This window comes from Pantoea vagans (genome assembly GCF_001506165.1).
In the GTDB taxonomy this organism is placed as follows: domain Bacteria; phylum Pseudomonadota; class Gammaproteobacteria; order Enterobacterales; family Enterobacteriaceae; genus Pantoea; species Pantoea vagans_C.
Genome location: NZ_CP011427.1, coordinates 2,090,462 through 2,110,033 on the forward strand (window position 1 = coordinate 2,090,462; position 19,572 = coordinate 2,110,033).

16 protein-coding genes and 1 pseudogene are annotated in these 19,572 nt (G+C 53.4%); 9 read left to right on the top strand and 8 right to left on the bottom strand.

Annotated elements, in window-relative coordinates; all coding sequences use genetic code 11:
- On the bottom strand, positions 1–435 hold the full coding sequence (locus LK04_RS09640; RefSeq protein WP_039336987.1) for a ribonuclease domain-containing protein: 435 nt from the start codon (positions 433–435) through the stop codon (positions 1–3).
- Positions 436–523: 88 nt separating this feature from the next.
- Entirely contained in the window at positions 524–871 is a 348-nt protein-coding gene (locus LK04_RS09645) for a helix-turn-helix domain-containing protein (RefSeq protein ID WP_039336985.1), read from the bottom strand.
- Positions 872–1,166: 295 nt separating this feature from the next.
- Between LK04_RS09645 and LK04_RS09650 the strand changes: the two genes are divergently transcribed.
- The gene (locus LK04_RS09650; protein WP_039336983.1) at positions 1,167–2,321 is read left to right on the top strand and encodes an efflux RND transporter periplasmic adaptor subunit; all 1,155 of its coding nucleotides are present in this window, start codon (positions 1,167–1,169) and stop codon (positions 2,319–2,321) included.
- An 18-nt stretch (positions 2,322–2,339) separates the two neighbouring features.
- Positions 2,340–5,492: a multidrug efflux RND transporter permease subunit OqxB gene (gene oqxB, locus LK04_RS09655; protein ID WP_039336981.1), complete on the top strand. Its 3,153-nt coding sequence runs from the start codon at positions 2,340–2,342 to the stop codon at positions 5,490–5,492.
- Between the two features lie 49 nt (positions 5,493–5,541).
- On the opposite strand, the gene LK04_RS09660 is transcribed toward oqxB, so the two are convergent.
- Both LK04_RS09660 and LK04_RS09665 read right to left on the bottom strand, forming a co-directional pair.
- A complete protein-coding gene (locus tag LK04_RS09660) occupies positions 5,542–6,984 on the bottom strand; it encodes a sensor histidine kinase (protein ID WP_039336979.1) in 1,443 nt (480 codons plus the stop codon).
- A complete protein-coding gene (locus LK04_RS09665) occupies positions 6,984–7,700 on the bottom strand; it encodes a response regulator transcription factor (RefSeq protein WP_039336999.1) in 717 nt (238 codons plus the stop codon). The genes LK04_RS09660 and LK04_RS09665 overlap by 1 nt, the downstream gene beginning before the upstream one ends.
- Positions 7,701–7,852: 152 nt before the next feature.
- Between LK04_RS09665 and LK04_RS09670 the strand changes: the two genes are divergently transcribed.
- The 3 genes from LK04_RS09670 to LK04_RS09680 are packed head-to-tail and all read left to right on the top strand — an operon-like array spanning position 7,853 to position 9,513.
- Positions 7,853–8,452 carry a cytochrome b/b6 domain-containing protein gene (locus LK04_RS09670; RefSeq protein WP_039336976.1) on the top strand — a complete coding sequence of 200 codons (600 nt, stop codon included), beginning with the start codon at positions 7,853–7,855 and terminating at the stop codon, positions 8,450–8,452.
- Positions 8,453–8,454: 2 nt separating this feature from the next.
- A complete protein-coding gene (locus LK04_RS09675) occupies positions 8,455–9,243 on the top strand; it encodes a molybdopterin-dependent oxidoreductase (RefSeq protein WP_039336972.1) in 789 nt (262 codons plus the stop codon).
- A gap of 30 nt (positions 9,244–9,273) precedes the next feature.
- Positions 9,274–9,513: a pentapeptide MXKDX repeat protein gene (locus tag LK04_RS09680; RefSeq protein ID WP_039336970.1), complete on the top strand. Its 240-nt coding sequence runs from the start codon at positions 9,274–9,276 to the stop codon at positions 9,511–9,513.
- Between the two features lie 45 nt (positions 9,514–9,558).
- On the opposite strand, the gene LK04_RS09685 is transcribed toward LK04_RS09680, so the two are convergent.
- The gene (locus LK04_RS09685; protein ID WP_039336968.1) at positions 9,559–10,044 is read right to left on the bottom strand and encodes an RrF2 family transcriptional regulator; all 486 of its coding nucleotides are present in this window, start codon (positions 10,042–10,044) and stop codon (positions 9,559–9,561) included.
- A gap of 174 nt (positions 10,045–10,218) precedes the next feature.
- Entirely contained in the window at positions 10,219–11,403 is a 1,185-nt protein-coding gene (locus tag LK04_RS09690) for an MFS transporter (protein WP_039336964.1), read from the bottom strand.
- A 156-nt stretch (positions 11,404–11,559) separates the two neighbouring features.
- On the opposite strand from LK04_RS09690, the gene tus reads away from it, so the two are divergent.
- Positions 11,560–12,486: a DNA replication terminus site-binding protein gene (gene tus / locus LK04_RS09695; protein WP_039336963.1), complete on the top strand. Its 927-nt coding sequence runs from the start codon at positions 11,560–11,562 to the stop codon at positions 12,484–12,486.
- Between the two features lie 328 nt (positions 12,487–12,814).
- Here the strand turns inward: tus and fumC are convergent, their stop codons facing one another.
- Positions 12,815–14,212, bottom strand: coding sequence for a class II fumarate hydratase (fumC, locus tag LK04_RS09700; protein ID WP_039333599.1), 1,398 nt, complete (start codon positions 14,210–14,212; stop codon positions 12,815–12,817).
- A 197-nt stretch (positions 14,213–14,409) separates the two neighbouring features.
- On the opposite strand from fumC, the gene manA reads away from it, so the two are divergent.
- Both manA and LK04_RS09710 read left to right on the top strand, forming a co-directional pair.
- Positions 14,410–15,585 (top strand): mannose-6-phosphate isomerase, encoded by a 1,176-nt coding sequence (manA, locus tag LK04_RS09705; protein WP_039333597.1) that lies wholly within the window; start codon positions 14,410–14,412, stop codon positions 15,583–15,585.
- A 128-nt stretch (positions 15,586–15,713) separates the two neighbouring features.
- Positions 15,714–17,213 carry a YdgA family protein gene (locus LK04_RS09710; protein WP_039333595.1) on the top strand — a complete coding sequence of 500 codons (1,500 nt, stop codon included), beginning with the start codon at positions 15,714–15,716 and terminating at the stop codon, positions 17,211–17,213.
- 126 nt (positions 17,214–17,339) lie between these two features.
- On the opposite strand, the gene malI is transcribed toward LK04_RS09710, so the two are convergent.
- A complete protein-coding gene (gene malI / locus LK04_RS09715) occupies positions 17,340–18,365 on the bottom strand; it encodes a Mal regulon transcriptional regulator MalI (protein ID WP_039333594.1) in 1,026 nt (341 codons plus the stop codon).
- 179 nt (positions 18,366–18,544) lie between these two features.
- On the opposite strand from malI, the pseudogene LK04_RS09720 reads away from it, so the two are divergent.
- A pseudogene (locus tag LK04_RS09720) lies at positions 18,545–18,748 on the top strand (PTS sugar transporter subunit IIBC); the annotation flags it as partial.
- Between the last annotated feature and the right edge of the window lie 824 nt (positions 18,749–19,572).

Consider the following 19,572-nt stretch of genomic DNA (forward strand, 5'->3'; position numbering starts at 1 on the left):
TTAATTCACCTGTTTGAAGCTGCGGTAGTGATCGGTGGTGAGAAAGATCAGGCCATCTGAAGAGTAAAGCAGACGATCGGCATCGCGGTGTCCACAATCGTAATTCACATCCGCTTCATACCACTGCCGTCCGGCTTGCATCGGCAGGCGCTGCTCGCGGTTGCTAAAACGATCGCCCCCAATTGCTCGACCAGGCAACACGTTGCACAGATCGCCTTTGCTCGGGTTCCAGCCCTGGCGACGCGCTTCACTTTTGGTGAGATAGAGGTCCGGCAGTTTGTGATGCTGCTGCAACCAGCGCGCGACCGTATTGGCATCGGTGAGTTGTGCGATGTCCGTGTGGCTTGATGCCGTTTTATTGCTTAAATGGGGTTTCAGCCCGGCCCAGGTGGCGGCCAGCGCGAAGATTAATCCGATCCAGAGTTTCTTTGACATAGTGACATCCTGATTGACAGGAAGCCGATGATAGCAGGATTACAACGAAGAGGAACGCGGGCCAGCGAAGCTGGCCCTGGCGGAGGTGTTACTGCATGGCACTCGCGGTTGGCACGGCATGACGACGCCATGCACCTGGCGCGACGCCATACTGACGTTTGAAGCTCCGGTTGAACGACTGCTGCGAATCAAACCCCAGTGAAATCGCCACATTAAGGATCGGTTCGTTGGTGGTCGTTAAACGGTCCGCCGATTTTTTCAGTTTTTTATTCCGGATGTACTCACCCAGCGGATAGCCGGTGTGTTCTTTGAACATACGCTGCAGGTGCCACTTCGAATAACCGGCGCGCCCCGCTACGGTGTCCAGATCCAGACGTGCTTCAATGTTGTTATCAATCCAGTCGATCAGATCGTGAATAAATGCGTCGCTCATCATCCCATTTTCTCCCGTCGCCTTGACGAACAGTATCAGTATCAGTTGCAATTACATTTTAAGGGTGACTGACTATGACATTTAATGCAAGTTTTATTATTGCATTAAATGCCGCACTCGCTGTAGGGGCTTTCCCCCTCTGAAACGAATTGATCAAAACAGCACATAAAGTGTATCAGATATTCTTGCAGATGCAGTTTGCAGCAGCCTACACTCATCGCGTTTTAATGCAATCTTAAAAGTTGCAGATTTTTCGTACATGTCCTTTCTTTTTTCACATCAAAGCGGAATAACAACAATGCATCTGCAAACATATGGGGTTCGTCGGGCGGTAAGCCTGTCAGGAGTGATGTTGCTGGGAAGCCTGCTGGCCGGTTGCGATCGCGGAGTGGCGCAAAACGCCCCACCCCCGCCGCCCGAAGTGAGTGTCGCGCAGGTGGTTCAACAACAGGTTAGCCAGTGGGATAGCTTCAACGGACGTTTTGAAGCGGTGCAGAGTGTGCAGCTGCGACCGCGCGTCTCGGGCTATATCGATCAGGTTAACTATCGCGAAGGCGATGACGTGAAAAAAGGCCAGGTGCTGTTCACCATTGACGATCGCACCTATCGCGCCACGCTGGAACAGGCACAGGCTGAATTAGCCACCGCACGCAGCCAGGCATCGCTGGCGCGCAGTGAGTCGGCGCGTACCGATAAGCTGATTGGTACCAACGTGGTGTCACGCGAAGAGTGGGAACAACGTCGCTCTGCGGCTAACCAGGCGCAGGCCAATGTGCTGTCCGCGCAGGCCGCCGTGGATATGGCGCAGCTGAATCTCGACTTCACCCGCGTGACCGCACCGATTGATGGTCGTGCCAGCCGCGCGATGATCACCACCGGTAACCTGGTCACCGCCGGGGACAGCGCCAGCGTGCTGACCACGCTGGTGTCACAGGATCGCATTTACGTCTATTTCGATGTGGATGAAGCGACCTATCTGCAATATCAGACCTTAGCGCGTCAGGGGCAAAATCGCGGCGCACTGCCGGTGGAGATTGCGCTGACCGGTGAGCAAGGGTATCCCCATCGCGGCACCGTTGATTTCCTTGATAACCAGCTGACCGCCAGCACCGGCACCATTCGTATGCGCGCCACGCTGGATAACCACGAACATCAGTTTACGCCAGGTTTGTTTGCCCGCGTGCGTTTGCCAGGCAGTGCCGCGTTTAACGCGCTGCTGGTGGACGATAAAGCGGTGCTGACCGATCAGGATCGTAAATACGTCTATGTGGTTGATGCACAGGGTAAAGCCCAGCGTCGCGACATTCAGGCTGGCGAGATGGCGAATGGCCTGCGCATTGTGCAATCCGGATTACAGCCGGGTGACAAGGTGATCGTAAATGGTCTGCAGAAAGTCTTCATGCCTGGCATGCCGGTGAAAGCTCAACCGGTGGCAATGCGCTCCGCTCAATAACAATCGAGACTGCCTGTTATGGATTTCTCCCGCTTTTTTATCGACCGACCGATCTTCGCGGCGGTGCTGTCGATTTTGATCTTTACCACCGGACTGATCGCCATACCGCTGTTGCCGATCAGTGAATATCCCAACGTGGTGCCACCCAGCGTGCAGGTGCGCGCGGAATACCCAGGTGCCAACCCCAAAGTGATTGCAGATTCCGTGGCGACGCCGCTGGAAGAGGCCATCAACGGGGTTGAGAACATGATGTACATGAAGTCGGTTGCCGGTTCCGATGGCGTGCTGGTCACCACCGTGACTTTCCGTCCAGGTACCGATCCCGATCAAGCGCAGGTCCAGGTGCAGAACCGTGTGGCGCAGGCGGAAGCCCGTTTGCCCGAAGAGGTGCGTCAACTCGGCCTGACCACACAGAAGATGTCACCCACGCTGACGCTGGTGGTGCATATGTTCTCGCCTCACGGTAAGTACGATTCACTCTATCTGCGTAACTACGCCACCTTAAAGGTCAAAGATGAACTGGCGCGCTTGCCTGGCGTGGGACAGATTCAGATCTTCGGTGCCGGTGAGTACGCGATGCGCGTCTGGCTCGACCCCAACAAAGTGGCGGCGCGTGGTATGACCGCTTCTGATGTGGTCAGCGCGATGCAGGAGCAGAACGTGCAGGTGTCTGCTGGTCAACTCGGTGCAGAGCCGACCAAAAAGGCCAGCGATTTCCTGCTGTCCATCAACACGCAGGGCCGCCTGGAGAGTGAAGAGCAGTTCGGCAATATCATTCTGAAGACCGCTGACGATGGTACGCTGGTGCGCCTGCGTGACGTGGCACGAATTGAGATGGGTTCAGGCAGCTATGCCCTGCGCTCTCAGTTGAATAACAAAGATGCCGTCGGTATCGGTATCTTCCAGGCGCCAGGCGCCAACGCCATCGATCTGTCTAATGCCGTGCGTGCCAAAATGGCCGAACTGGCGACTCGCTTCCCGGATGATGTGCAGTGGGCGGCACCTTACGATCCAACCGTGTTCGTGCGTGACTCGATCCGTGCCGTGGTGCAAACGCTGTTTGAGGCGATTGTGCTGGTGGTATTGGTGGTGATCCTGTTCCTGCAAACCTGGCGTGCCTCCATCATTCCGTTGCTGGCGGTGCCGGTTTCGGTGGTAGGTACTTTCAGCGTGCTCTATCTGTTGGGCTTCTCGCTGAACACGCTCAGTCTGTTTGGTCTGGTGCTGGCGATAGGTATCGTGGTCGATGACGCCATCGTGGTGGTGGAAAACGTCGAACGTAATATCGCCATGGGCCTGTCCCCCACCGCGGCGGCGCATCAGGCGATGCGTGAAGTGTCGGGACCGATTATCGCCATTGCCTTGGTGCTGTGTGCCGTATTCGTGCCGATGGCGTTCCTCTCCGGCGTGACGGGGCAATTCTATAAGCAGTTTGCGGTGACCATTGCTATTTCGACGGTGATTTCGGCGATCAACTCGCTGACCTTATCGCCAGCGCTGGCGGCGAAACTGTTGAAGGCACACGATGCGCCGAAGGATATGCCAACACGTCTGATTGATCGTCTGCTTGGCTGGTTATTCCGTCCGTTCAATCGCTTCTTCCAGCGCAGTTCGGATGGCTATGAGTCAATGGTGGGCAAAACCCTGCGTCGTCGCGGTGCGGTGTTCGGCGTCTACGTGCTGTTGCTGGCCGGTGCAGGCTTTATGTTCCACACCGTACCCGGCGGGTTTATCCCCACTCAGGACAAGCTCTACCTGATTGGCGGCGTGAAGATGCCTGAGGGTTCATCGCTGGCGCGTACCGATGAAGTGATTCGTAAGATGAGCGAGATCGGCATGAACACCGAAGGTGTGGCCTATTCGGTCGCCTTCCCCGGCCTGAACGCCCTGCAGTTCACCAACACGCCGAACACCGGTACCGTGTTCTTTGGCCTGAAACCATTTAGTGAACGTACACGTAGCGCAGCGGAGATCAATGCCGAGATCAACGCCAAGATCGCCAAAATCCAGCAAGGCTTCGGCTTCTCGATCATGCCACCGCCGATTCTCGGGTTAGGTCAAGGTTCGGGTTATTCGCTGTATGTGCAGGATCGTGCAGGTTTGGGCTACGGTGCGTTACAAACTGCCATCAACACCCTGTCCGGTGCGGTGATGCAGACCCCAGGCATGATGTTCCCGATCTCCTCTTACCAGGCAAACGTCCCGCAATTGGATGTGCAGGTGGATCGTGATAAAGCCAAGGCGCAAGGAGTGTCACTCACCGATCTGTTCAGCACCTTGCAAATCTATCTGGGTTCGTCTTACGTCAATGATTTCAACAAGTTTGGACGTACCTGGCGTGTGATGGCGCAGGCAGACGGCGATTTCCGCGATACCGTGCAGGATATCGCTAATCTGCGTACCCGTAATAACCAGGGTGAGATGGTACCGATTGGCAGTATGGTCAACATCACCACAACTTACGGTCCTGACCCGGTGATCCGTTACAACGGTTATCCAGCAGCCGACCTGATTGGTGACGCCGATCCGCGCGTGCTCTCCTCAGCCCAGGCGATGGAGAAGCTGGAAGCGATGTCGAGCCAGGTGCTGCCGAACGGTATGAACATCGAATGGACCGATCTGAGCTATCAGCAGGCAACCCAAGGTAACACCGCGTTTATCGTTTTCCCGGTGGCGGTACTGTTAGCCTTCCTGGTGTTGGCGGCGCTGTATGAGAGCTGGACCTTGCCGTTGGCGGTGATCCTGATTGTGCCAGTGACCATGCTGTCAGCGCTGGTCGGCGTGTGGCTGACTGGTGGCGATAACAACGTGTTTGTCCAGGTGGGCCTGGTGGTGCTGATGGGGCTGGCGTGTAAGAACGCGATTTTGATTGTCGAGTTTGCGCGTGAGCTGGAGATGCAGGGCAAAGGAATTGTCGAATCCGCGCTCGAAGCCTGTCGTCTCCGTCTGCGCCCGATCGTGATGACCTCTATCGCCTTTATCGCCGGTACCGTACCGCTGATTCTTGGTGAAGGTGCCGGTGCGGAAGTGCGTGGTGTCACAGGGATTACCGTGTTCTCCGGCATGCTGGGCGTGACGCTGTTTGGTCTGTTCCTGACGCCGGTGTTCTACGTGACATTGCGTAAGCTGGTGACGCGTAAGCAGCCCGCCGCAGAGGTACAGACGGTTTAAAATCGTTTACTGTTAGCATGGGCGGTCGGTCCAGCGTGGCCGCCCTTTTTTATAGCGGGACGAAAAGCTGGAAGCAGGCACCGGTGGCGGGTTTTAGCGCAATGTCTCCGCGATGCAATTGCAACATACGCCGGACAATCACCAGCCCTAATCCCCCATTGTCACGGCGATTCGGATCGATGATGGAGGGCCGTTCAAACAGCGTCTGGCTGACTTCCGGGGAAATGCCGGGGCCGTTATCTTCCAGCTCCATCATCACTTTTTGATCCTCGAGCCATAGACGCAGAATGATTTTCCCACCCGACGGCGTATGGCGGATCGCGTTATCGACCAGATTAGTCAGGACACGCTCAATCATCGACATATCCGCGTCAACCAAAGGCAAACCCGTCTCAATATCCACAGTTAAATGAAGACTGGATTTCTCTAACGCCAGCTCAAATTTCTGGATCACATCCTGAACCAGGTCCGGTAACGAAAAGCGTTCATATTGTGGCGTGACAACGCCATGTTCAAGGCGGGCTAACTCAAACAGCTGCTGGGCCAGCATGCCGACTTTTTCGCTCTGGGTGAGCGCGATTTGCAGGTATCGACTGCGTTCCGCCTCGGTTAAGCTGCTGGCTTTCACTGAAAGCGTCTCCAGATAGCCCTGAATCGACATCAGCGGTGTACGTAAGTCATGCGAAATGTTGGCGACAAATTCACGACGCTGCTGATCTTTCAGCTCCAGCTTCTCGACTTGTAAAGCAATACGCTTAGCCATATCAATGAACGCATTGTGTAATTGAGCGACTTCATCATGCTGTGGTGAATGGGGTTCTGCGGCAAGAAGGTGTAGCGCACCTTCACCCGCAGTCACTTTTTGTGTGAGTTTTCGCACCGGTCTCGTCACCCAATAGTAGGCAACCGCTCCAGCCACCAATCCCAGCAGGACGATCACCACCACTGACCAAAGCATCGCGCTGCGCAGTACAGATAATTTCACCCCTTGCTGAAGAGATTGATAATTTTCCCCCTGCAAAATCACATACAGATAACCCTCTGTGCTGTTGCCATTAAGGATTGGCGCGACGCTGAACACTTTATGGGTGGATGTGGAACGAGGATCGTCACCATAGACGGGCAGCGGCCCCCCATCCAGCAACTTTTGCAGGGGCTGGACGTCAACACGATCACGGTGCACATGCCCTGCTGGCGCATCATTGGCCAGGATACGCCCCTGTGCATCCAAAAGATAAACTTCAACGCTGGGGTTATAGGACATCATCTGGCCAAAGAGCTGTTTCAGGGCCGGGCCATCGGTATTCCCGGCATTCATCAACACACTGCTTTTGGCGATGGACGCCGCCAGATCTCGCGACAAGTTCTGGATCATCGCGTCGCTATACTGCTGGCGATTATTGTCTTGAATCAACAGGATAAGCGCGCTGCTGATTAGCAGCATCAGCGCGAAGACCAGCGTTAATCGTTGGGTGAGCGACAGGCGCTTCATCAAGCATTGCCTCCCTCATCGGGCACCATAAACTTGTAGCCCTGTCCCCAAACGGTGAGTATCCAGCGTGGTTCCGCCGGGGTGGCTTCAATTTTCAGGCGCAAGCGATTGATATGCGTATTCACCGTGTGTTCATAGCCTTCATGCTGATAGCCCCACACCAGATTCAACAAGCTGAGTCGTGAGAAGACCTTCCCCGGATGACGGGCAAAATGGTAAAGCAACTCGAACTCGCGCGGCGTTAACTCAATCGGCGTCTGTGCTAATTTGACTTCACGCGCGACGGGATCAATGCTCAGGCTTCCAAGGCGAAGATTCCCTGCGTCCTGACGGAGATTCTGGCTCATCGCTTCCTGGCGACGGAACAGCGCTTTAACCCGCGCCACCAGTTCCAGCATGGAGAAAGGCTTCGTCAGATAGTCATCCGCGCCCAGTTCAAGACCCAGTACTCGATGCACCTCACTGGCTCGCGCGCTGATCATCACAATCGGTGTGTAATGCGGCAAGTTACGCGCACGGCGACAGAGTTCCAGCCCATCTACACCGGGCAACATAATGTCAAAAATCAGCGCATCCCAGCGCTGGCTCTCCAGCAGTTGACTGCCTTTGTCGCCATCCGCTGCATGAGTAATATCAAAGCCTTCATCGCGCAGGTGAATGTGCAACAGCTCTGCGATATTCCCATCATCTTCAACAATTAAGATTTTCTTAGCCATGTTTGCCGCCTCAATGAACATCCTTTTCATCTTATACAGATTCGACTTCGCGAGTTATCACATTTTGTTTAACTCTGCGTGAGGACTCTGTGATCAATCGCGACGCAAAATCTCTCCATTCCAAACGGCATAGCGGTAGAAGGAGAAAAATAATGAAAAGCCACAACCGTAAAAATATTCATCCACTTTGGCTAAGAGCCACTCACTGGATAAATGCCGTTGCGATGGTGCTAATGATTCTTAGCGGCTGGCGAATTTATAATGCTTCACCGTTATTTCCGTTTTCCTTCCCAAATGAATACACCTTGGGTGGTTGGTTGGGTGGCGCGTTACAGTGGCATTTCGCTGCAATGTGGCTGTTTGCCGCCAATGGCATTCTCTATCTCACGTTGAATATCATCAGCGGGCGTTTTCGCCAACGATTCATGCCATTAAGCCTCCCCCAATTATGGCAGGATGGAATATCTGCATTGCGAGGACATCTCAGCCATCACGATTTAAGCCAATATAATATGGTGCAGAAGTTCGGCTATTTATTAGTCGTCATTGACGGCATGCTATTAGCGGTATCAGGCTTGGTGCTGTGGAAGTCAGTGCAGTTTCCTTTCCTGCGAGACATATTAGGTGGTTATGACACCGCACGCTTCATCCACTTTTTTGCCATGGCCTTTTTATGCGCATTTGTTGTTATTCATATAGTCATGGTAGCGCTGGTGCCTAAAACGTTATTACTGATGACGCGTGGACGTTAAAAATGACAAATAAAAATATTCAGCCTTCAGCCAGTGATAAAGAAGCTTTGGTTAAGGAAGCCACCACCCTGCTGGCAAAACAATTGTCAGGGCATTCACGACGCCATTTTCTGCGTATGGGCTTAACCGTGGGCGGCGTAGCCATGCTGAGCGGGTGTGACATTGATAATAATCCAGATGTCGAAAATGTGTTAAGTCGGATGTCGCGTCTTAATGATCGTATTCAGGGATGGCTTTTCAGCGGTTATAAAATGGCACCTGAATATACACTGCAGGATATCACCCGTCCTTTTCCGTTTAATGCTTTTTACGGCGAAGAGGATATCCCGCAAATTAACGGTGATGATTATCAGTTGCAGATTGGTGGACTGGTACGTGATAAGCGCAGTTGGCGACTGCCAGAGTTATATCAATTATCACAACATGAACAAATCACGCGCCATATTTGCGTCGAAGGATGGAGTGCCATTGGCCGCTGGGGCGGCGTACGCTTCAGTGACTTCCTGCAATTAATTGGTGCAGACACCAAAGCAAAATATGTCAGTTTCCGTTGTGCGGATGACTATTACACCAGCATTGATATGGCATCGGCGCTCCATCCGCAAACGTTATTGGCTTTAACCTGGGATGGCCGCTTATTGCCGCCAAAATATGGTTATCCCATGAAACTGCGTATCCCAACCAAACTGGGCTACAAAAATCCGAAACACATTATTTCAATAGAAATCACCAACCGCTTTACCGGTGGCTACTGGGAAGACCAGGGCTACAACTGGTTTGGCGGCAGTTAATCTCCCCTAAAACCTTGTAAGGAAATGAAGATGAAAAAGATTATTGCAACGCTGTTCACTGGCGCACTGTTGATGGCTGCTTCAGGTGCTTATGCCGCTGACACTATGGCGAAAGATGGCATGCAAAATGAAAGCGCGATGTCCCACGACGGCATGAAGAAAGACAGCATGAAAAAGCCGATGAAAAAACATGACGGGATGAAGAAAGACAGCATGGGAAAAGACGGTATGGCAAAAGATGAAATGTCTAAGGATGGGATGTCAAAATAAGTAACTGGGTTACCGGGTTTATGCCCGGTAACCGTTTGGTTAACCTCAGCGAGATTTTTTGCAGAGATCTTCGATTTCAAGATCGGGCAGTTCTTCGCAGCTGCTGGTGTCATGTTTCTTCAGTTCAGCCAGTGCATCTGCCACTGTGCGCGTTTCCAGCACTTTCAGTGAGGCCTCTTCCGCCTCTTCCGCAATCGATTTGAAGTACCAGCACAAGTTAGCACTGACCAGGCAACGGGGTGCCACATCGGGACGCGAAGCCCAGAGCTTTTTATCTTCAATGACCGAGGTATAGATATCACGCAGCGTGATCTCCGCAGCAGGGCGACCGAGATGAATCGAACCGGTACGGCCAAGCGTAGAGACGATGATGCCATCGCGCGTTAACGGAACCATAAGTTTCCGAATGAAACTGGGGTTCGCTTCAAGACCATAAGCCAGTATGGCACTGGTCGAGCGTTTACCCAGTTGCTCCGCCATCGCTACGCTCAAAACCATCTGCAAAGCTGTCGGGAAGCGGTAATCTAGCATTTCTGTATCCTGAGTTGCGGTCTATCTTATTGTTTTTATGCCGCGGCAGTGAGTAATCAATGAGCAATAAATATAACAAACACTGTTGCTTTTTAGAAGCCAGCGACTGTGATCAAGGCACGTATTCATCATTTGATCAGGCAGAAGCGCACAGGCTGCTTAGTTTACGGCTCGCTATGATGCTTGCGGGTCAAGCGGGGGCAATTTGTGCTTCAGCACCCAGACTAACAGCACATTCGTCAACGCCAACAGGCACAGCAACCAGAGTGTCGCGTTCGCCCCGAATTGCTGAAAAATGTAACCGCCTACCAACGGCGTTAACGCCTGGCCAATCAGTGCTGGACGCGCCATGCGCCCTACCACAATCGCGTAAGCCTCTGGTTTGACCATTACCAGCGGTAAAGTTCCGCGCACAATCGCACGTAAACCATTTCCCGCGCCGTAAAGCACCATACTCACCAGCGCAAACTGTGGATAGCACGTCAGTAATATCAACCCTATCGCCACTAATCCCACGGAAAAAAACGTTGTCCAGATAGGATGCCCGCGTTTGAAAGCGATATCGACAATGCGCGACCCAACCTGGCACGGGCCCAAAATGGCGCTGATCGCTAACGCGGCCGTCAGCGAATGACCGCTAGCCTGCAACAGGCTGATCAACTGCACCGAAATGGCCGTCATGATCACCGAAGCGAGGGTGAAAATGCTGCATAGCAACCAAAACAGCGCGGGCGCCAGTTCATCTCGCCCGGCACCTTTATTCGCGGCTGTTGTCATGGTGGATCGCGTGGGCGCGGGCAGCGCATAGAAATAGGCCGGTAATACGGCGAGACACAACAATCCGGCAATGGCAAAACACGCGCCGCGCCAGTCCAGCCAGTGAATCAGCAACGCAGTACCCGGCCACACCAGCGAGGTACAAAAACCGGAAATCAGCGTAATACCGGTGATCGCCCCTCGCGCCTGCCCGCCATACAACGTACCGAGGGTAGCAAACAGCGAATCATACAGGCCCATCGCCATCCCGATACCGATAATCAGCCAGGCAAAGAGAAACAGCAGCAGATGGTGGCTCAACCCCATGATCACCAGCCCTATCGCCATCACCGCCCCGCTGGATGCCAGCAACACCCGCCCATAAGAGCCTGAAATCAGTCTGCCGCTCAACGGTGCCAGCAAGCCCGATACCAAAATACCCAGCGACAGCGCGCCGTAGACCCACTGCTGCGACCAGCCGGTTTCTGCCACAATCGGGTTGGCCATCACGGCCATCAGGTAAAATGAACCGCCCCACGACAGGATTTGCACCAGTCCCAGAGTGACAATGGCAGATACAGCAGGCTTAGGGTGATGCTCCACGACTTTTTTCCGTTAGCAGGCAAAGCGTTGTTATAACACGTTCATCCTACTGGAAAAATGTCTGTGTGCCCTGCTTCGCGAAATCCGGTTTTTCAGCTGGCAGATCGGCACCAATTGGTTTAACGTGAATGGTATGTTGTAACTATGGAGTGTAGCATGAGCCGCTATGACTTAGTCGCCGATTTGCATGAGTGCGTCAATACCCTGGAATTGAGTCTCAGTTCCCTGCGCCAGCAGGTGGAACAGCAACCGCTGTTGATCGCGCGCGCGTTTAGCCTGCCTGAAATTGAGAAAGGCCATGAGAATGATGAGATTGATCGAATTGCAGTGACACAGCATCTCGGCCAGAAAGCGCGTGACATGGCGCTTACCCATTATTGCCGTCTGTTTATGCAGGATCAGTCGGAGAAACTCAGTACCAAATCCGCTGTGCGTTTGCCAGGTGCGATCTGCATTGAAGCAGATGAAGCCACCAGCGAACACATCAGCCAGCAGGTGGCGGATATCAATGCCCTGAAACTGCGCCTTGAGCACTTGATTACCGTCGAGTCTGGCCTACCGAGCGAAGCGCGCTTTGAGTTTGTTCACCAGCATCTGCGCGGTTTAATTACCTTGAATGCCTATCGTAGCGTCACCTTGCTGCATGCACCGGACAGTCTGCGTTTTGGTTGGGCGAATAAGAATATCATCAAAAACCTCACGCGCGAGGCGGTGGTAGAGCAACTGGAACGCAGTCTCAAAGCCAACCGCGCCCAAGCCCCGTGGACACGCGAGCAGTGGGCCGAGAAAGTGCAGCAGGAGCTGGAGATGATCCTGTCCTTGCCTGCTGGCGCTAAGCTAAAAATTAAACGACCGGTCAAAGTCCAACCCATCGCTCGTGTCTGGCGCGCCAGTAATAAAAAGCAGGTGCAACTCGCCTGCCCTTCACCGCTGCTGGTGCTGTGTCGCGATAAGACGCAGGTGCCGATTTTGGGGGAATTACTGGATTACGATGCTGAAAACGTCGCACATCGCTATAAACCGCTGGCGCAACCGCTGCATTTGGTGATCCCACGGCTGCATTTATGGAGCGACCGGCTGTAAGTTGGAAATTACAGTGTGAATGCATGCGTAATGCTTGTCGGTTAAACGACTGAAGATAACGCAGTCTGGAGTCACATGGTGGCTGGCGGTCCTCACGCCGCTAACGCGGTACCTTCACTTCACTCGTCTGCCTTACGGACCGGTGCCGATGGAACATCCATGTTCCAACGCCACCTTTCGCCCGCGTCCTGCGGGCTCTCCTGGCATACTCACGCCGTTCAGCGCTGCGGATGCCTGCCTCCATGCGCCCCCAGCCTGCTCATCGGCTTGGGTGTGTGTTGTCAAAAAGGGCACATTATCTAAGGCCAGCCTTGCGCTGGCATACACATTATTGCTTCATGCTGCCAACCATCTCTTCCGGCCGCACCCACTCGTCGAACTGCTCTTCGGTCAGATAGCCGAGTTTCAGGGCAGAGCCTTTCAGCGTCAGCCCCTCTTTGTGCGCTTTCTTGGCGATTTCTGCCGCTTTGTCATAGCCGATATGGGTATTCAGCGCGGTCACCAGCATCAGTGATTCATTGAGTAGCTGATCGATGCGCTCACGCACCGGTTCGATACCCACGGCGCAATGGTGATTGAAGCTGTCCATACCATCAGCCAACAGGCGAATCGATTGCAGGAAATTGTGGATCACCATCGGGCGGAACACGTTCAATTCAAAGTTACCGGACGCGCCACCAATGTTCACCGCCACATCATTACCCATTACCTGGCAGCACAACATGGTCAGGGCTTCACACTGCGTCGGGTTTACCTTACCCGGCATGATTGAGCTACCCGGTTCGTTCTCGGGGATAGCCAGTTCGCCAATGCCGCAACGTGGACCCGAGGCTAACCAACGGACGTCATTAGCAATTTTCATCAATGACGCGGCCAGACCTTTCAGCGCACCGTGCGCATGCACCAGCGCATCACAGGTCGCTAAGGCTTCAAACTTGTTGGGTGCCGTCACGAAAGGCTGCTGAGTCAGGTCGGCCAAGGCTTTCGCCACGCGCACAGCATATTCTGGATGAGTATTGAGTCCAGTACCCACGGCAGTGCCGCCCAGCGCCAGTTCAGCCACGTGAGGAATGCTGTGTTCGATGTGCTTGAGGTTGTGTTCCAGCATCGCTACCCAGCCAGAAATCTCCTGGCCCAGTGTTAATGGTGTGGCGTCTTGCAGGTGGGTACGACCAATTTTGACGATGTCTTTAAAGGCTTCAGACTTCTCGCTCAGGGTCTTTTTCAGCACATGAATCTGCGGAATCAGCTGCTCCCGCACGGCGATGACCGCGGCCACGTGCATGGCGGTGGGGAACACGTCATTGGAGCTTTGGCTCTTGTTGACGTCATCGTTTGGATGCACCAAACGTGACATGCCACGCTCGCCGCCAAGAATTTCACTGGCGCGGTTGGCCAGCACTTCATTCATGTTCATGTTGGTCTGGGTACCGGAACCGGTCTGCCAGATCGCCAGCGGAAACTCTTCACTGTGTTTATCGGCTAACACTTCGTCAGCAGCTTTCAAAATCGCGTCTGCACGTTCCGCTGGTAGCAGGCCGAGATCGCGGTTAACCTGCGCCGCCGCGCGCTTGGTCAACGCCAGTGCGTGCACCAGCGCGACCGGCATTTTCTCGGTGGAAATACGGAAATGCTCCAGCGATCGCTGGGTTTGTGCGCCCCATAACTTATCTGCCGGTACTTCGATCGGTCCCATTGAATCTTTTTCAATGCGATTAGCTGCCATGACTACGTCTCCTTAGCTCAGATTTTGAGGTTTCCGCTCAGGTCGTCTTCCCGCGACGCCAATGAGCGAGCAAGATTGTCACATACAAGAAATTAACATTATGCGAGCCTGTCGCGCTTATTGCACTTGTTGATGTATTTTCTATGGCACTTTCTGCTTTAATAAGCCTATTTACTTACGGTTATTAAGGGTAAACGATGCAAAAATTGAACAATTCGCTGCAAAATTACGCTTGGGGCAGCAAAACTGCACTGACCGAACTTTATGGCATTGCCAATCCGCAAGGATTGCCGATGGCGGAACTGTGGATGGGTGCCCATCCGAAAAGCCCTTCGACAGTTGAAATCAACGGAGCAACCCGTTCCCTGCCCGATGTCATCAATGACGATCAGGCGAGCGTGCTGGGTAAAGCGGTGGCGGATCGCTTTGGCGAGTTACCCTTTCTGTTTAAAGTATTGTGCGCCGATCAAGCCCTCTCCATTCAGGTTCACCCGAGTAAATCCGCCGCAGAAGCAGGCTTTGCTCGTGAAAATGCCGCCGGAATTCCACTCAGCGCCGCCGAGCGCAACTACAAAGACGCCAACCATAAACCTGAACTGGTCTATGCCCTGACACCGTTTCAGGCGATGAACGGCTTCCGTGAAATGCATGAGTTGGTTTCATTGCTGGAGCCTGTTGCGGGCGCGCATCCGCAGATTGCCCATTTCCTGGAAAATGCCAATGAAGACACCCTCGCGAAGCTATTTGCTACGCTGCTGTCACTGAAAGGTGACGCGAAGTCACTGGCCTTAGGGGTGTTAAAATCGGCGCTGAATTCACGCGAAGGCGAGCCGTGGCAGACCATCAAATTGATCGCGCATGATTACCCGGACGACACCGGCCTGTTCTCCCCGCTGTTGTTGAATGTGATTACCCTGCAACCGGGCCAGGCGATGTTTCTGTTTGCCGAAACGCCGCATGCTTATCTCAAAGGCGTTGCGCTGGAAGTGATGGCGAACTCCGATAACGTGCTGCGTGCAGGTTTGACGCCGAAATTTATCGATATTCCCGAATTGATGGCGAATCTGAAGTTTGAGGCCAAACCGGCTGCGACGCTGCTGACGCAACCGCAGCAACAGGGGGATACCCTCAACTTCCCGATCCCGGTCGACGATTTTGCCTTTGCCATCCACGCACTTTCCGCCACGCCACAATCTCTGGCGCAACAGAGTGCTGCCCTGCTGTTCTGTATTGAGGGTCAGGCAGTGGTAGAGAAAGCAGGGGAGCGGCTGGTATTAAAACCGGGTGAATCTTGCTTTATCGCCGCGAGCGAGTCACCGGTTAACGTCGCGGGCACCGGACGTCTGGCGCGCGTCTTCAACGCGCTCCACTGATCCGGCTGACGCTGCCAGCATTAACTGCTATTCTTTCAAACTATTAATTTAAAACGCCTGCGGGCGTTTTTCTTCACTCGGCGCCCCTCATAGCGGCGTGCGGACCCAAGGATAAGGACGACTCAGCGATGAAAAAGACCAAGGTAGCCGTAGGTGTGATTGTAGCGCTCGGCGTGATCTGGACAGGTGCTTCCTGGTTTACCGGCAAGCAGTTGGAAAGCCACATGGATCAGATGTTACAAAACGCCATTACGCAGTTGAATGCCTATGCACCGAACAGCCGCCTGACGCTCAGCTATCAGGACTATCAACGCGGTGTCTTTAGCAGCAAAACCAAGCTGGTGATTCAGGCCAGCTCGCAAACGGAAGATAATCCGCTGCTGAAGCCGGGTCAAAGCATCGTGCTGAATGAAACCATCGATCACGGCCCCTTCCCGTTTGCCCAACTGAAGCGTGGCAGCCTGATCCCCAGCATGGCATCGGTTCATACCGAGCTGGAAAACACCGATGCAGTGAAGAAACTGTTTGAACTGACTAACGGCAAATCACTGGTCACCGCCGATACGCGTGTCGGCTACAGCGGCGCAACGGATACCGCGCTGGATTTGCTGGCCGTAGACTACAACAACGCGCAGACTGGCGATCGCCTTGCCACCAATGGCGGCACGCTGGAGATCAGTGCAGACAGCAAAGGTGACAAAGTCAGCCTGAATGGCGACTTCTCCAGCATTGCCGTCACCAGCAAAAATCAGGTTGAGCAGCCGGTCCTGTTCACCCTCAACGGCCTGAAGTTGAATGGCGATACCCATCTTAGCCCGGAAGGTGTGCGCGTCGGCGATCAGTCCATCAGTCTGGATAAACTCAACGCCAGCATCAACGGCCAGGAAGGTTTGTCACTGGAGAAGCTGGATACCAAGTCATCCTTTGATAACAAAGACGGCAAGATCGGCGGCAATCTGGATGTGAATGTCGGCAACATCAGCCTGCAAAAACAGCCGTTTGGCGAAGCGAAACTGGCGATGAAGTTTTCGCAGTTTGACGCGCAGGCAGTGAAAACCTTCTCGGATAACTACAACGCGCAGATGCAGGCATTACTGAATCAGCCTGGCGTGACGGAAGATCCGGTGCGCTATCAGGCCAGTGTACAAAACATACTGAAAGCGAACCTGCCGACCCTGTTAAAAGGCTCGCCAAATATCAGCATTGCGCCACTGAGCTGGAAAAATGACAAAGGGGAAAGCACCTTCAACCTCACTGTCGGTTTCAACGATCCAGCCACTGTGACCGGTGAGGCCCAGAACCTCGGTGCCGCCGTTGACCGCGTATTGAAATCGCTGGATGGCAAACTGAACATCAATATGCCAATGGCAACCGAAACCATGCGCCATGTCGGCCTGGCAGAAGGTTATCAGGGTGATGATGCGCAGAAACTGGCGGATCAGCAGGTGAAAGGGCTCGCGGCAATGGGACAGATGTTCCGTCTGACACAGCAGCAGGATGACAACATCACCACCAGCCTGCAGTATGGCAACGGCCAGGTGACGATGAACGGTGACAAGATGTCGCTGGAGCAGTTCCTGTCACGCTATATGCTGGGCGCACAGACCAGTGAAGGCATGCCGGAGTAAGATGCGCTTTCCAGGTGCGCATGAATGCGCACCTGACGAAAAACGCGCACGATCGTCGAAGGGTCACCATCAATGGTGACCCTCATGCGATTAAGTGACAGTCACTTCACCATCAATTTCGCCGCCTCACCCTCCGCGCACTAACAGCGGCGGCACAATCAAAGTTTGCACGTCCTCTTCCGGATGCAACAAGCGCTGCAATATTCGTTCAGCCGCACGACGGCCGACTTCCCTCGCCTCGCTACTGACAAAGGTTAAAGAGGCATCACAGGATTCGCGTTGCGGATCATCATTGAAGCCCACCAGCGCCATCTTTTGCGTGAAATAACTGTCGACCGCGTCTTCCCCCAACGAGCGACCACTGTGCAACGCGCCAAAATAGCAACCAAGCGTGGTGCTGGCATTATGGGCAATGATGGCAGTGATGCGCGGATGGTGATGCAGCAGGTCCTGTGTCAACGTCGAGACACTCTGTTGGCGTTCGTCACACTCGATGATCCAGTCGGCACGAAACGGCAATCCGTATTGCACTAAGGTGGCACAATAGCCGCCAATCCTCTCGGCGCGGGTTAAGGATGAACCCAATCCCCCCACCCACGCGATGCGCTGATGGCCCTGACGAATCAGATATTCAGTCGCGATACGTGCAGCCTGGCTGTTGTCCGGACGCAGTGAATCCACCTTATCCAGGCTGCTGGCACGGGCCGCGCAGATCAAAGCAATGTTCTGCTCCCGTGCCTGCACAATTAACGTCTCCGCCTGCGCCACCGCGCCGCCAAGCACAATGCCATCGGCACCCTGCGCCGCCAGGGAATCGAAACAGCGCTGCAGATTTTGCCCGTGCTGACCACTTTGCGTCAGCACTAACACTTTACCCTGCGCCTCAAGGACCTCACTCAGACCGGCGGTCATCGCGGCATAAAAGGGTTGGCTGAGATCGCGTACGATCAGGCCAATCACCCCGCTCTCCCCACCGCGCAAAATCGACGCTGAACGGTTACGCACATAGCCGAGTTGCTCAATCGCCTGGTTCACCCGCTCCGCCGTCGCCGACGAGATGCGCCCTTTACCTGAGAGCACCAGAGAGACAGTAGAGACCGATACCCCGGCAGCCTGTGCGACATCGTGGATAGTGGTTTTTTGCTGGGACATCGCGTTCCGTTTCCAACAACTGATGAAGAAACAAAGAGGTAAAACGTTACACTGATTTCTGGAAAAATAAAGCCCAGCATTAGTCATGCTTTGTGACTATAAACACGAAAACGCATGGTAAAACGTTTTATCATTGTTTACCTAATTGATTACTTACCCCCTTTTTGCCAGGAGAGACTATGTCCGCCAGCCGACCCAAAATGTCACTTTGGGAATTTTTCCAGAGTCTGGGTAAAACCTTTATGTTGCCTGTTGCCCTGCTGTCGTTCTGCGGCATCCTGCTGGGAATAGGCAGCTCACTCAGCAGCCATGATGTGCTGACGCTGATCCCGATGCTCGATCAGCCACTGCTGCAGTATCTGTTTATCTGGAGAGAGGGGATTAGGAAACGGAAGTCGACTGAAGTCGCAACGTATCACGGTTTTTGTCAGAGCCTTACCGCAAAATGATTCACTACATAGCACGTAGTAACATCGTTTTGCGGTAATTTTTTGCCCCATACATGCCCCACTCAAATGTTCGTCCCGCTCTTACCATAAAGCTAAAAAACCTCTGCCGCTTCGCTAGATTTTGTTTAGGACCATCCTAATATCTAATTGTCACTTCGATTTCTTTTGATGTTGACCACTAGCTCATTGGAAATGTTAGACACAGTATTGTGTCTGGCCCGGATGACCGGACTCATCCGGGCTTTTTATTTACTTTGGGGTGGTGTGCCTTGAGTCCTTGTACATCGTCAGCATTCACACATTCAGAACATCTTTCACTTTCATCACTCACCCTCAGAACTTGATACCGATTAAAAATGCTCGCCGCTTCGCTAGCTATTAATTGATGCCATCCTAAAATTAGGGTGTCGCTTCTACTTACCTGTACTAACGACAAACTCCGATTGATCATGATTCGCACCTTTTGTGCAGCCCGTAGGCCATCTGTGACGGGCTTTTTATTTTTGTAACTATCACTTCCGAAACGGCACCAAATCCCCTAATCATCTCAGCAAATTCTTATCATGGAACTTTTCGGAACGTTCAAGAAACTATTGCTATAATAGCGACGTATTCATATACACACAGCAACCGTTATGCGTACGAAAAGAGAATTTCTCATTGAACGAATTTTTACCCGCCTCTGTGCGGGTTTTTTTGTGTTTAAAGACTGGATTATCCAAGGACGATCGTTATCATAAAGGCGTTCCAGTTCTCCT